15 protein-coding genes are annotated in these 14,953 nt (G+C 35.1%); 3 read left to right on the top strand and 12 right to left on the bottom strand.

All coding sequences use genetic code 11. The features are described from left to right. Positions 1–156: 156 nt before the first annotated feature. A complete protein-coding gene (locus NEH75_RS06225; protein WP_055277244.1) occupies positions 157–873 on the bottom strand; it encodes a MurR/RpiR family transcriptional regulator in 717 nt (238 codons plus the stop codon). A gap of 485 nt (positions 874–1,358) precedes the next feature. On the opposite strand from NEH75_RS06225, the gene NEH75_RS06220 reads away from it, so the two are divergent. Next, entirely contained in the window at positions 1,359–2,543 is a 1,185-nt protein-coding gene (locus NEH75_RS06220) for a M20 family metallopeptidase (RefSeq protein ID WP_262941318.1), read from the top strand. A gap of 7 nt (positions 2,544–2,550) precedes the next feature. Beyond that, complete coding sequence (locus NEH75_RS06215; RefSeq protein ID WP_055305478.1) at positions 2,551–3,201, top strand: helix-turn-helix transcriptional regulator; 651 nt, start codon at positions 2,551–2,553, stop codon at positions 3,199–3,201. A gap of 164 nt (positions 3,202–3,365) precedes the next feature. On the opposite strand, the gene NEH75_RS06210 is transcribed toward NEH75_RS06215, so the two are convergent. Genes NEH75_RS06210 through NEH75_RS06200 form a run of 3 tightly spaced genes read right to left on the bottom strand, consistent with a single transcriptional unit; the run spans position 3,366 to position 5,336 of the window. Then, entirely contained in the window at positions 3,366–4,136 is a 771-nt protein-coding gene (locus NEH75_RS06210; protein ID WP_055277250.1) for a sulfite exporter TauE/SafE family protein, read from the bottom strand. 2 nt (positions 4,137–4,138) lie between these two features. After that, a complete protein-coding gene (locus tag NEH75_RS06205; protein WP_055277252.1) occupies positions 4,139–4,504 on the bottom strand; it encodes an ArsR/SmtB family transcription factor in 366 nt (121 codons plus the stop codon). 10 nt (positions 4,505–4,514) lie between these two features. Beyond that, the gene (locus NEH75_RS06200) at positions 4,515–5,336 is read right to left on the bottom strand and encodes an N-acyl homoserine lactonase family protein (protein ID WP_055277255.1); all 822 of its coding nucleotides are present in this window, start codon (positions 5,334–5,336) and stop codon (positions 4,515–4,517) included. 437 nt (positions 5,337–5,773) lie between these two features. Between NEH75_RS06200 and NEH75_RS06195 the strand changes: the two genes are divergently transcribed. Further along, positions 5,774–6,460 (top strand): GerMN domain-containing protein, encoded by a 687-nt coding sequence (locus NEH75_RS06195; RefSeq protein WP_055277256.1) that lies wholly within the window; start codon positions 5,774–5,776, stop codon positions 6,458–6,460. Positions 6,461–6,744: 284 nt separating this feature from the next. Here NEH75_RS06195 and dapF read toward each other — a convergent pair whose 3' ends face one another. The 8 genes from dapF to lysA all read right to left on the bottom strand — a co-directional run bounded on the left by dapF (position 6,745) and on the right by lysA (position 14,788). Continuing rightward, a complete protein-coding gene (gene dapF / locus NEH75_RS06190) occupies positions 6,745–7,578 on the bottom strand; it encodes a diaminopimelate epimerase (protein WP_055277259.1) in 834 nt (277 codons plus the stop codon). Positions 7,579–7,759: 181 nt separating this feature from the next. Then, positions 7,760–8,461 (bottom strand): 2,3,4,5-tetrahydropyridine-2,6-dicarboxylate N-acetyltransferase, encoded by a 702-nt coding sequence (gene dapD, locus NEH75_RS06185; protein WP_370456866.1) that lies wholly within the window; start codon positions 8,459–8,461, stop codon positions 7,760–7,762. 23 nt (positions 8,462–8,484) lie between these two features. Further along, positions 8,485–9,246 (bottom strand): 4-hydroxy-tetrahydrodipicolinate reductase, encoded by a 762-nt coding sequence (gene dapB / locus NEH75_RS06180; RefSeq protein WP_055243261.1) that lies wholly within the window; start codon positions 9,244–9,246, stop codon positions 8,485–8,487. Positions 9,247–9,262: 16 nt separating this feature from the next. Further along, on the bottom strand, positions 9,263–10,132 hold the full coding sequence (dapA, locus tag NEH75_RS06175) for a 4-hydroxy-tetrahydrodipicolinate synthase (RefSeq protein ID WP_317452419.1): 870 nt from the start codon (positions 10,130–10,132) through the stop codon (positions 9,263–9,265). A gap of 12 nt (positions 10,133–10,144) precedes the next feature. Beyond that, positions 10,145–11,125 carry an aspartate-semialdehyde dehydrogenase gene (locus NEH75_RS06170; protein WP_055305480.1) on the bottom strand — a complete coding sequence of 327 codons (981 nt, stop codon included), beginning with the start codon at positions 11,123–11,125 and terminating at the stop codon, positions 10,145–10,147. Between the two features lie 12 nt (positions 11,126–11,137). Beyond that, positions 11,138–12,268 (bottom strand): M20 family metallopeptidase, encoded by a 1,131-nt coding sequence (locus NEH75_RS06165; protein ID WP_055305481.1) that lies wholly within the window; start codon positions 12,266–12,268, stop codon positions 11,138–11,140. A gap of 14 nt (positions 12,269–12,282) precedes the next feature. After that, positions 12,283–13,479: an aspartate kinase gene (locus NEH75_RS06160; RefSeq protein WP_055305482.1), complete on the bottom strand. Its 1,197-nt coding sequence runs from the start codon at positions 13,477–13,479 to the stop codon at positions 12,283–12,285. Positions 13,480–13,492: 13 nt separating this feature from the next. Continuing rightward, the gene (lysA, locus tag NEH75_RS06155; RefSeq protein ID WP_055305483.1) at positions 13,493–14,788 is read right to left on the bottom strand and encodes a diaminopimelate decarboxylase; all 1,296 of its coding nucleotides are present in this window, start codon (positions 14,786–14,788) and stop codon (positions 13,493–13,495) included. Positions 14,789–14,953: the final 165 nt, after the last annotated feature.

The raw sequence follows: 14,953 nt of genomic DNA, 5'->3' as shown, positions 1-14,953 counted from the left end.
TAACTATCTTGCACACTTATTTTAAATAATAAAGAGCTTTTTGTCATTCTTATTAGAAAAAACAAGAATTTGTATCATACCTTTGAAACTTGTGACATAGACGAAACACCTTGTGACAGAAAAAAGGCGTAAACACAATTACTGTGTCTACGCCTTTTATTTAATTCTTCTTCCAATGGACTCTAAAATAAAAATGACAGGAACTTGTGTCGTAATGTCATACTCTTTCTTATTCTTTTGATTTGTCATATAATACGAAAGATTGTAATGTGACATTTTTGCTAACGTTGAATTCATACTATTTGTAATACTCACGACTGTACAACGTTGCTGTAAAAAGTGTCTGGCTAAATTAATTGTTTGCTCTGTTTCCCCTGATACGGAAAGAACAATAGCAACAATCTCCTCACTAATATGACCAATATTAGGATAAAATGGATCATCTATTACGTAACTCAACTTTCCAATATTAGAGAAATAGCGAGCCCCATACTTTCCTAAAATCCCTGAAGTCCCAACCCCTATAAAGACAATTTGTTGTGAGGCACTAACGATTTCAGCAATTTGATTAATCTTATTTTCAAACTCAATATTATCAATGGTCTCAAAATAATTCATGACTTCTGATATATCATTTAATGGTTGTTTTTCTTTCTTATCTTCCAAATACAACTTGAATTGAACCTTAAATTCCGCATACCCTTCACAGTCTAACTTCTTACAAAAACGCATAATAGCTGAAGTTGAGACATGAACGGCATCCGCCAATTCTCTAATCGTCATATATCGAATATTTTGCGAATTTTGTATAACATAATTATAGATTAACATCTCTACATCTGTAAATTTTTTGATTTGTTCATGATTAAACATACATCTTCCTCTTCATGCAATGATATTCATTAATTAAATGATACTGCTATCATCGTATCATATTCTTTCAGAGAGTTCTATAAAAGCAATTGTTTTTTTTAACCGTTATCATTATAGTTAGTAAAAAATCTTCACGAAACAGAAATGTATTTTACAATTCTACATCAGTCTTAGCTAATGATCGCCGTTAATCCTAGGACAGATTATAGTCTAGAGATTTACTAGCATTTTTGAAGAATATTTATTCTCAACTGCTAGGGAATAGGTACCTAAAAATCTCTCAAAGAAATCTAATCCCACGCTACTAAGGCATTTAAAATTTTTACGATGTAAAAAAACTTATCTGGGCTTATATTCTAAAAAAACAAAGAAAAAAATTTTTTATTATGTATAAAAAATAATTTTAATGTAGACTATATATGTCCTATTTATTTGTTATGATAGACATTAATTAAATAAAATTTAGAAAGTAAAGAGGGATAATTATGAATCCATTTATTGAACAAGCCTTATTAATCAAAGATGAATTAATTAATTACAGACGAATCATTCACGAAAACCCTGAAGTCGGAGCTGTTCTTCCAAAAACAAAAGCATTTGTTATGGATAAATTAAAAGAGTTTGGATATGAACCAACAGAAATTTGTGAGAGTGGAATTGTTGCGACAATTTCAGGTGAAAAACCAGGAAAAACATTCTTATTAAGAGCAGATATGGATGCTTTACCGATGAAAGAAGAAACAAGTTGTGATTTTAAATCAACGAATGGATGCATGCATTCTTGTGGACATGATATGCACACAGCCATGTTACTTGGTGCTGCTAAGTTATTAAAACAAAATCAAAGTCAAATTGAAGGAACGATTAAACTTGTTTTCCAACCTGATGAAGAAGGTTTTACTGGTGCTAAAAAGATGATCGCAGCTGGTGTCCTTGAAAATCCTAAAGTAGATGCAGCAATGGCGATGCATGTCCATTCTGGAACACCTTCGAACCTTGTCTTATGTGGATTAGGAACGACTATTGCAGGGTGCAATCGTTTCAGAATCATCGTTAACGGACAGGGATGTCATGGAGCAATGCCAGAAACAGGTGTCGATCCAATCAATATTGCCGCACACATTTATATTTCTTTACAAGAAATTATTGCCCGAGAAATTGCTACTACTCAACCAGCCGTTGTAACTATCGGTAAATTTGTAGGTGGAGATGCTCCTAATATCATTCCTGGACAAGTGATTATGGAAGGAACTATCCGAAGCTTAGATAAAGAGATTGGAGAATTTATTTTTAATCGCATCAACGATATCGTTGTATCGACAGCAAAAATGTTTAGAGGAGAAGCCGAATTAATTGAGTTATCATCTACTCCACCACTAGCTAATGACAATAAACTTGCGCACGAAGTAACTTCATATGTAAAAGATTTAGTAGGCGAACAAGCAGTTATTTTATTTGAGCAAGGTGGTATGGGATCAGAAGACTTTGCCTCTTACTCTTATGAAGTACCAAGTGTTTATTTAATGTTAGGCGCTGGTACAAAGAATGAAAATCCTTTATTTGGTCAACCAATGCACAATGAAAAGGTACAATTTAATGAAGATATTCTTGTAACAGGCGCCGCTATGCATGCCTATAGCGCTATCATGTGGTTAAAAAATAATAAATAACAGTAGCATGAGATTATTAGATTTAATATTTTATCTATTAAAATGCAGCTCAAAAGTGACAATCAAGGAACTAGCTAAAACGTTCAATGTCTCAACCAAAACAATTCAACGAGATTTAGATAAATTATCTATTTTAGGTATTCCAATTATTATTTATCGTGGAAAAGATGGTGGCGTTGAAATAGATAAAAACTATATTATTGCTAAACAAGTTCTTAAACAGAGTGACTACTGTGCGCTAATCACCTCCTTGTATATTGGAGAACATCTCAGTGAAAGTATTCATGAAGCTTCTTTGATCGATAAATTTCGACTCATGGACCCTAATAAATGCTCGGACATCATCAATCATCTTCAAAAACATTTAATTATTGACTTACCTTCTCCTACTTTTGATTTAGAAACCGAACTCTGTCAAACAATCAATCAGGCTCTAGACAATCAAGTCTTCATTAAATTAAAGATAAATCATGAAGTGATGGAGGTCCTTCCAATCTCCTATGTTTTAAAACCTGAAGGGTTAAGTCTATATTGCTATACAGGTGAATATTTCCTAATCCAATTAGCTCAAATCTGTGAAGCGAATCTTTCACCTAAAATTTGCACCGATATCATCATTGATTACAATGATAATAAAGAAAAAATAAAATTCATTTAATTTAAAAAGTCATTGAAATAGCACACAACTATTCAATGACTTTTTTTATTGAACTTTTTCACTTAAAACCTAACAAAATTAATATTCATTCCCTTTTCACAGCACTCTAGCGCTTGTCGATGACTTTAAAAATTTCAACTTTTGAAATCTAATTCACTTTTTTCTTACTTTAATAAATCCATAATGATCATTAAGCCACCGATAACAGTAAGTACTACACCTAATGTTCGATTTAAAACCTTAGCTGAAGCCTTATTTGCAAATTTTGCTGAGACTCTTGCTCCAATCAGTGTAAAAATCATACATAAAAACAATATTTTTAAATTAGGCATGCCCCCGATCACTAAATGTGAGACCCCTCCTGTTAAGGCAGTAAAAGTCATAATAAAAACACTGGTTCCAACAGCTGTTTTTAATTCATAGCCGAGCACACTCGTTAAAATTAAAAGCAACATCATTCCGCCACCGGCACCCACAAATCCACAAATAAACCCGACTAGTACGCCACATAAAATAGACTGAATAATTTTTGTACGCGTAGGCTTTTCTTCTACTACATCTGGAGCTGTCATAATCGGCCTAACTATAAATTTAATTCCCACAAGAAGGGTCATATACATTGAAAAATTCCCCATCATTTGATTTGGGACCAATTTTGAAAGATAACTTCCAATCATGGTAAAGATTAAAACACTTCCCATCATAACTAAGCCATTCTTGATATCAAGCTTTTTATTTTTTCCATACGTATACGCTGAAATGGCACTGGCTAATACATCCGAAGAGAGAGCAATTCCAACAGCTTGATAAGCTGGCACTCCAAGAAAACTAATTAACATCGGTGAAATCACTGCTGCTGCACTCAATCCTGCTAACCCAGTTCCAATCCCTGCCCCTAAACCAGCAATTAAACAAACTAATAACTTAACTAACAATACTAATCATCTCCCTTCCTTGTATCAATGGGTGCGAAATCCTTTACCACCTCGTAAATATGATTTACAAGTTGGGCAATCTGCCCCCATTGAGTTTCATTCGCATCCATATAATAATAATTTTTCGTTCCCTCCCTTCTCATATTAATCATCCCTGCTTCTTTTAAAATCTTTAAATGATGAGAAACAGCAGGTCTGGAAAGATGCGTTTTCTCTGTAATTTCACCGACACGAATTCCATTACAATCACTTTCTAAAAGCGTCATAATAATAAGTTGCCTCGTTTCATCACCAATAGCTACTAGCGCATCATGGCAAACTTCAAATTCTTTTATAATACGCTTAAGCCTATATTGACACTCCTTCATCTCAGACCTCCTACAATTCAATAACGTGAGGGATAACCTCTGGATCATGCGTCGCTAAAACTTCCACACATCCTTCTTTTTTTGACATTTCCTGAACCCATTTTAATGTCTTTCTCATCTTTTCTTTATCATCAACAGGCCCCGGAAGACGAAGCTCTTCCCATGACTCTTTAGCATAGCCCGTATCTCCTGTTAATAAAACAAATTGTCCTTGATTCTGAACCATTACTAGACTCGTCCCTTTTGTATGTCCTGCTACATCAATAAGTAAGACACTTTCATCACCAAACACATCATAGCTTCTACCAAATGGACCATAACTTGAAACTTTCATCTCAAATGGTTCTAAATTAACACCATTCCAAAAGCGATCTGAATATCGAATATCACCTTTTTGAGCTGCTTCTAGTTCTTCTTTACTTGTCATAATATGCTTAGCCTCTTTCACTAGTTCAAGTCCACTTGCATGATCAACATCTAAATGAGTTAAAAATACATAGTCTAAATCTCTTGGTTTAATTCCTAGCTTTCCAAATTGTTCATCAATTGCCTCTCCTTCAGGTAATCTTGCCTTGCTTGCAAAATTTAATTTCCAAGACATATGCTTTATTTGATCAATTCTAACATCACGATGCCACCCTGTATCAATTAAGACCAATCCTTTCGGATGTTCAATTAAATAAGCAGATACAGGAAGCAAAATTCTCCTTTTTTTACTTCGAAATAACCCTGTATAGGCAATTGGATTACGAGAAACATCTCTAAATGGAACCGCAGGATCAACCCCTACTTCTCCGGTGTGAAACACATGAATTTTAATCTTCTTTTCCATCGCTTAATCACCTCTTTTAGTTTTTATATTCTCTATTAGTTAATTTCATTATTCGTTTATTCTTTTAAACCATGACTAATATAACACATCAAATGTTACATAGTTCAATGGTAAAGAAAATCGAGACCATTAAAAACACTTATTGTCTTAAGCATAAAACCTAATACTAATAAGTGGCATTTAACTTCATTATGACCAAACATCTTCTATATCATTAGACACTTAAATACTTATATTTGCGATATCAGAATGATGTCCTCTTACAAAAAAGGCAATCATAATCAATTTAATCCTATCTTTCTCCACCTCTGTTCATTAATTATAATTATCATCCGCACAAAACTTTTTATAATTATTTTAACCCTACCATAATACATCATTTTTTTACATTTCTTCTTGTTATAATACTATCGAATCGAATTATTAGGAGGGGTCTTATGAAGAAATTTATTGTAGCAATGATGACATGTTTGTTTATGGTTTTTAGTTTATTTGGCTGTTCACCAGCAAATGAACAGGAATCAGATAGCAATCAAGCAGCACAATCTGAAAACGATTCTTCTACAAGTGATCAAGAAGAGAACCAAACTTCCATACCTGAAGATAATAATTCCGATTCTAACACTGATTCAACTAATAAAACTGAATCTGATGATTCTAATCAAGACGATAATTCAGATTCAAATCAAACACCTAACACTCAACAACGGATAAGTCGACTTTATTACTATGATATAGAACAGAATCAAATGTTTTATGTCGATAAGGAAGTAGACGTCATCGAAAATGCCTATGTTAATGCTTTAACTGAAGCACTTAAAGAGAACCAAGACAATAAAGACTTTGTAACAATAAATGAAGATACCTTTGTTACCTCAGCCACACTCGATGAGGAAAGTGGTATCTTAAATATTTATTTTAACGAAAGCTTTCATCTCTCAACTAATCTTGGTTCAGGTATTGAAGCAGGCTTCATTGATGCTTTAGTTAATACATATGGCTACAACTACAATGTCGATAAAGTCGCCATTTATGTACAAAACAAGCTTTACGAAGACCAACGTGGCCCAATGCCAGATGGTTATTTCAAAGTAACAGCAGAAGACGCTGTAAAATATGAATAAAAAGGATACTTGATGTATCCTTTTTTCTTACTCTTGTCTATTCTTTTGTTCCTCAATTCTCCTTCCTTCATATATTATTAATGAAGATAGCAATTAACATTTCATCTATTTAACGTGCTATCTTAACTTAATACTAGGGAGACCTAGTTTGATCGAATAGATAAAATTAATTAAACCTTCTAAAGTGAGCTAGCAAACCTAAGTACTTTAGAAGGTTTTTTTCTATGTCATAAATATATATATCAGAATCAGTCTTTTTGATAGAAAGACCAACTATAGTAGCACTAATTATATAGGTACTGTCCTTTACAAATCAATGTTGCCGGTCCCGTCATATATATTTCCTCACCTACTCGTTCCATAAGTAAGTTACCACCTTTAACATGAACGGTAACGCTAGTTTCGCAATCATAAAGATCTTGACTTAATAAGGCGCAAGCCGCTGATCCAGTTCCACAAGCGAGTGTAATTCCAACCCCCTTCTCCCATGTTAAAACATCGATATTTTTCGAGTCTACTACCTTACATAAATTTACATTCGTTTTGTTCGGATATAGTGGATGATTTTCAATGGCTGCTCCTATTCGTGCCGCCGCCTCTTCATCAATGTTATCCATAAATAATACGGTATGAATCGTTCCCATGAATAAACTACTCACAGTATACGGTACTCCATCAACTTCAAGCATTTGATTAATAAACTTATCTCCGTCACCTGGGAGCGGAACTGATTCATGTTGATAAATAGCACTTCCCATATTTACACGCACTAAACTAGTTAAATCATCACTTTCAATTATTTCAAGTGTCAAAATGCCAGCTAATGTTTCTACCGTAAAAACTTTCGTTTTAACTAACTCATGATCAGTGGCATACTTTGCAAAACAGCGAATCCCATTTCCACACATCGTCGCTATACTTCCATCTGCATTATAAAAAATCATTTGCATTGTAGCTACTTTAGAAGGCGCAACAACAATCATTCCATCTGCACCAATTCCAAAACGTCGATTACAAACCTTTTGTGCTAGTAGAGAATGTTGCAAACCATCTAACTCAGACATCTCAAAAATAACAAAATCATTCCCCGTTCCTTGGTATTTTTCAAACCTTAACATTAAAAATCCCCCTTTATTAAAAAAGGCATATCTAGTTGATATACCTCTTTTTCTTATTCTCTAACAACATTCGTATCATCTTCATAAACTCTGAGCCACTCGCCCTACCAGTGGAGGAAAGCTACGACTTTAATCTTTCGATTAAATCACGTAGCGCAGGGGTCCCCTGTTGTTTTTCTTACTATCTTAAATCTTCTAAAATTTGCGTTTTGTCAGCTGTTTGTTCGTCTTTTTCTTTAATGACACGGGCTGGCATTCCAGCAACAACTGTATTGGGTGCAACATCTTGTGTAACAACAGCTCCAGCTGCAACAACGGCACCCTCTCCAACACGAACACCTTCTAAAATAACCGCATTCGCCCCAATCATCACGTTATCTTCAATAATAACTGGTGTTTTGCTAGGTGGTTCTAACACACCTGCAATAACCGATCCTGCTCCAATATGAACATTTTTTCCAATCGTTCCACGTGCACCAACAACGGCATTCATATCAATCATTGTATTCTCACCGATTTCAGCACCAATATTGATAACCGCCCCCATCATAATAACTGCATTTTCACCAATGCTAACTTTATCACGAATAATTGCTCCAGGTTCAATCCGAGCTTTAATTTGTTTTAAATCAAGCATCGGAATGGCTGAATTACGACGATCATTTTCGATTTCATAATACTCAATTCGCCCTTTATTTTCAGCAAGTACCGATTGAATTTCAGTATACTCACCAAAAACAACTAAAGAACGGCCTTCCCCAAACACACGACAATTTGGAAATTGTACACCGTCTAAATCTCCTTTAACATAAACTTTAACAGGTGTACTCTTTTTTGCTTCTTTAATATATCGTGCAATCTCATATGGATCTGTTAAACTAATTTCACTCATTTCTCTTTTCCCCCTTAATTTGCATGCATCATATCACTCATGTTATATAACTTCGCTTCTTTATGTGTAATAAATTCTGCTGCTTTAATGGCTTGCTCGGCAAAAATCTTTTTCGATAACGCCGTATGCTTAATTTCAATCATCTCATCCGGTCCTGCAAAAATAACCGTGTGCTCACCTGGAATCGTTCCTCCCCGAACAGAATGAATCCCAATCTCTTTTTCATTTCGTTTCATATGATTACCTTGACGACCATAATTATAATCCATCGCTTGATTAAGCTCCTCATTAATTGAGTTAGCAATCATAAAAGCTGTTCCGCTTGGGGCGTCCACCTTTTTATTATGATGCTTTTCAATAACCTCAATATCAAAGTTATCATTCAATAAACGCGTTGCTGTTTTTACTAAGTCAAGCAATACATTGACTCCAAGTGATGTATTACTTGAACGGAAGATTGGAATCTTATGCGAAGCTTCAATAATTTTGGCTTCCTGTGCTTCGCTAAGTCCAGTCGTCGCAATCACAACGGCTGTCTCATGATTCACACAATAATCTAATAAATGATCAATATTTTCTGGCTTTGAAAAATCAATAATCACATCACAATCTACATTAATTTCATATGGATCTGTGAATACTGGATAATCATTCTCATAGCGTTCCGGCTCAATATCAATCCCAAAAACGACTTGAACATTTTCTTGTTCTAATAATAAATCATGGATGATTCGTCCCATCGTTCCATTACATCCACTTAGACCTACATTCAACATCTGATATCACCTCGTGCTATAATCCGTACTTCGTTAGTTCGTCTTGTAAAATTGCTAAATTTTCTGCTGCCATTTCTGTTAAAGGAAGGCGGAGGTTTCCTACATTCATCCCCATGAGATTCATGGCTGTTTTAACTGGAATTGGATTTACCTCAATAAATAAAGTATGCACAAGTCCATTCACACTTAGTTGTAAATCACGTGCTTTATTTACTTCGCCCTCTAAATAGCTACTTACTAAATCATGTGTAACTTTTGGTAAAATATTCGCTAAAACTGAAATTACTCCTTTTCCACCAAGTGATAAAACTGGAATAATGATATCATCATTTCCACTATAAATTGAAAAATCTGTTCCACATAAGCGAGCTATTTCGGCCACTTGTGAAATATCACCACTTGCTTCCTTAATCCCAATAATATTCGAAATCTTTGCTAACTTTGCAACCATCTTTGGTGTTAAATTTACCCCTGTACGTCCCGGCACATTATATAAAATAATTGGTAAATTGACATGACTTGCAATCAACTCATAATAATTCAAAAGCCCCTTCTCTGTTGCTTTATTATAATAAGGCGTTACAACTAACAAGCCATCGACACCAACCGATTCACAATATTGACTCAATTCAACCGCATACGCAGCATTATTACTTCCACTTCCTGCAATGACAGGAATCCGTTTATTAACAACCTCAACCGTGAACTTAATAACCAATTTTCGTTCAGCATCACTCATCGTTGCAGATTCACCCGTTGTTCCACAAATAATAATCGCATCTGTCTCATTAGCAATTTGCCACTCTAGCAGTTCTCGTAATTTTTCATAATCAACTCGATCATTTTTAAATGGTGTTATAATCGCTACTCCTGATCCACTAAACATCTTTCCCATCTCCTACAAATAATCTAACAGTAATTCAGCAATCTGAACGGTATTCGTTGCTGCACCTTTTCTAATGTTATCGGCAACCACCCATAAATTTAAACCTGAATCGACACTAAAATCACGTCTAATTCGGCCAACATGAACTTCATTATGCCCTTCAACATCAATAGGCATTGGATAATCGAGCGAATTTTCGTGACCATGTACTACTAAGCCATCCACGCTTTGTAGTATCCTATAAACCTCTTCTAACTCAAACTCACGCTCAAACTCCAAATTCATCGAAACAGAATGTCCATACTTAACAGGCACTCGTACTGTTGTTGCTGTTACTTTAATATTTTGATCTCCTAAAATTTTTTTCGTTTCCTCAATCATTTTAACTTCTTCTTTTGTGTACCCATTATCTAAAAATACATCGATATGGGGTAAGCAATTTCCAACAATCGGATACGGATAAAACTCAGTTGTTCCCGCTTCTAAATCATGAAGCCCCTTCACCCCTGAGCCAGATACAGCCTGATAAGTCGAATACACAATGCGTTTAATTCCAAATGCCTCATGTAACACTTTTAATGGAACGACGGATTGAATCGTTGAACAATTTGGATTCGAAATAATGTAGTCATTATGACTTAAAACATGAGGATTCACCTCTGGTACAATAAGTGGAATTTCGGCTTCCATGCGCCAAGCGCTAGAATTATCTACTACTCGTACTCCTTTACTAGCCGCAATCGGAGCAAACTTCTTACTAATTCCACCGCCTGCTGAAAATAAAGCAATATCAATTTCTCGATCAAAAGATTGTTCTGTTAATTCTTCAACAACATAAGTTTTTCCTTTAAACTCAATCGTTTTTCCAGCTGAGCGACTTGATGCAAAGCAATATAACTCCTTAATTGGAAAATTTCGTTCCTCAAGTACTTTTAAAAAGGTTTGTCCCACTAAACCAGTAGCCCCTACAATTGCAACATTAATCCCATTCATTTTACACACTCCCTAATAAACATTTAATAAACGACACATTTCATCATACAGTTCAACGCCATTTAATAAAACATTGTCACTAAAATTAAATTTCGAATGATGCAGTGGATTTGTAAAACCAAGCGCATCATTACGAGATCCTAGCATAAAGAATAATCCTGGAACCTCTTTTTGATAATAAGAGAAATCTTCTGCAATCATCATCGGATCAATTTCAATCATTTTCTCACCGAGTGTTGAGTGACACACTAACTCAAATAATGATTTATCATTCACAATACATGGATACATATCAATAAATTGCGTCTTTACTTTGGCATTAAACATCGTCTCAAGTCCAGTATTGATCTCTACAATACGTCGCTTAATCGTTTCATAAACTTCTTCACTAAATGCGCGAATCGTTCCTGTCAGTTCTACTTTTTCAGCAATAATATTTCGACGCTCTCCACCATGAATCGTACCAATGGTGAGGACGCCCCCATCAATTGGATTCAAATTTCGACTCACAATACTTTGATAACTATTGATTAACTGAGCCATTATAATGAGCGCATCATTTGCTTTATGAGGAATCGCTCCATGCCCACCTTGACCTTGAATGACAATATCAACCTCTCCAGTTTGAGCTGTCATCACACCTGATCGAAGCCCAAACTTTCCCTCCTCAATCTCTGGATATAAATGTAGACCAAATATAAACTTCACCTTATATTTTTTTAATACTCCTTCTTTGACAATAACCTCAGCTCCGCCTGGACCTTCTTCTGCCGGTTGTAAAATGAATAATACGCTCTTTTTTAACGGTTCAATCTTTGATAAATGAGTCGCAAATCCAAGTAAAATAGCCATGTGACCATCATGACCACATCCATGCATTTTTCCCTGATGTTTAGATGTAAATGCAACGCCAGTCTCTTCTGCTAAACTCAATCCATCCATATCTGAGCGAAAAGCAATACATTCATCACTTTCACCTTTTCGATAAGCTAACAATCCTGTTTTTGCGGTTGATTCGATCTCGTATCCTAAAAGTTCTAATTGTTCTTTTAAATATGCTGATGTTTTAAACTCACAAAATCCAAGTTCGGGAATTTGATGTAAATACTCTCGATGCGTTGTTAAAATTTCTTTTAAATCCATACGCCGTTCCCCCTTTACAAATTCAACTCATTCGATAAGGCGCGAACTGCTTTTTCTTTATCTTTTTTATCAATTGTATACGAAATACTAATTTCTGATGTTGTCACTTGCCTAAAGGAAATCTCGTTATCCGCTAAAATTCTAAATAGGCGACCACTTACTCCACTTTGATTTCTCATTCCAATTCCAACGACTGAAATTTTTGTAATTTCATTCTCTATACTAATCTCAACTTTACCCTCTAAATCCCTCATCACCTTTTCAATTATAAATAAATCATCTTTTGGTGCAGTAAAAGAAACATTAATATACCCATCAACTGGTGCTGTTTGACTAATCATATCCACATTTACATTTTCAATCGCTAGTTTTTCAAATAAAGTCGCAACATGATCTAAGTTATATAAAATATGACTAACTGTTACCATTAAAATATCATCACAAACACTTAACCCCGTTACTATATTCCCTTCCATTTTCTCATCATACTCCTTAATATAAGTTCCACCCACATCATTTATACTTGAAGCTACATAAATTGGAATATTATATTTACATCCAATTTCAATAGCACGTGGTTCCATCACACCTGCACCAAGGCTTGCCATCTCCATCATCTCTTCATAACTAATAACATCAAGTTTTTTCGCCTCTTTATACAGTCGTGGATCGACGGAATAAATGCCATCAACATCTGTATAAATATGACATGGACAACCAAGTTTCGCTGCTATAGCAACTGCTGTTGTATCTGACCCTCCTCGACCAAGTGTTGTAATATCGCCATTTTCATTCACCCCTTGAAACCCAGCAACAACTACAACTTTCCCTTCTTTTAAATAATTCTTAATTTTCTCATCATCAATATCCAAAATTTTATTTTTAGTATGCGGTCCATATGTTTTAATTCCAGCTTGAAACCCAGTTAGAGCAATAGCGTCATATCCAAATTCCTGAAAGGCCATCGACAACAACGCAATGGACACTTGTTCTCCAGTGGATAAAATCAAATCCATTTCTCGTTTATTGGGATTTATAGCAATCTCTTTTGACATCTCCACTAAATAATCCGTCGTTTTCCCCATCGCCGATACGACAACCACCATATCATTTCCCTTTTCCTTTTCCGCAATGACTCGTTTTGCAATCCGTTTAATCTTCTCAGTTGTTCCAACTGATGTCCCACCATACTTATGAACCAAAATCCCCATATTCTCATTCCCCCTATAAAACTTCTAAAGCTAGTAATTCCTCTAACGTTTGTCGTTTACAAATCACTCGACTTTTTCCATTTTGAACCGAAACAACCGCAGCCTTCGGAATCTTGTTATAATTTGATGACATCGAATATCCATACGCACCGGTTGAGGCAATAATCAAGATATCACCTGTTTCAATACCCTTAATATCAACATCTGTGATAAGAATATCACCACTTTCACAACATTTTCCTGCGATCGTTACTTGCTTTTGATCCCCTGTTCTCATTTTATTCACAATCGCACACTCATAACGTGCTTGATATAACGAAGGTCTGATATTATCAGTCATTCCACCATCTACACTGACATAGGTTCGAACATCTTTAATATCTTTCATCGATCCAACTGTATATAGCGTACTTCCAGCATTTGCGACAATGGAACGTCCTGGTTCAATAATCAACGTCGGTACGTTAATCCCTAATTTCTGACAAGATTTTTCTACTTTTTCAATCATAGCTTCACAAAATTGTTGAATGGTTTTTGGTTGATCATTTTTCGTATAATAAACGCCAACTCCTCCTCCTAAATCAACTTCTCTAATTTGAATGCCGTATGTTTCCTTAATCTCCTTAACTAAACTCATCATAATATCTACTTCATCTAAAAAAGGTTCTACATCAAAAATTTGTGATCCAATATGTGCATGTAATCCAACCAGTTGTAGATGCTCATATCGATGAAAACTGGCTAAACACTCATATAAATCCCCATTAGTCAAAGTAAATCCAAATTTCGAATCAATTTGTCCCGTTTTTATATAATCATGTGTATGTGCCTCTATACCAGGGGTAATTCTCAAATAAATCGCTTGCGATGTGCCTCTTTCCTTACAGAACTGTTCTAGCAAATCAAGTTCATAATAGTTATCAACAACAAATCGACCTACTCCTAACTCAAGCCCCATTTTAATTTCATCAATGGTCTTATTATTTCCATGAAACAGTACATTTTCCATTGGAAACTGAGCTTTATTCGCCGTGTATAGTTCTCCACCAGATACCACATCTAAATATAATTCTTCTTCTTTGATGAGTTGACACATATGAAGTGGTAAAAAGGCCTTCCCAGCATAAGCGACTCGATTTCGATGTTCTTTCACTTTGAAATGTTTCACATATTCGCGGCAATTCTCTCGAGCAAGTTGTTCATCAAAGACATATAAAGGGGTTTGATACGTCTTAGCAAGTTCTAAACAACTGACTCCTCCGATATAAAGTTCATCATTTTTTACTGACATCGTTCCTTGTAATTTCATTTTGTCGTCCTTCCTTTTCGTCATAAAGAGGCTCACATTTACAAATCGAGTAGGAGATAATTAATTAATTTAATCATCGTCCTCTCACACCACCGTACGTACGGTTCCGTATACGGCGGTTCTATTTTATCTCTAAATATGAACGGATTGATAGTGGTCTAGTAG

The organism is Turicibacter sp. T129 (assembly GCF_025594975.1).
In the GTDB taxonomy this organism is placed as follows: Bacteria; Bacillota_I; Bacilli_A; order MOL361; family Turicibacteraceae; genus Turicibacter; species Turicibacter bilis.
The sequence above is the reverse complement of the archived record's forward strand: the minus strand, read 5'-3'. Positions and strand labels throughout refer to the sequence as shown.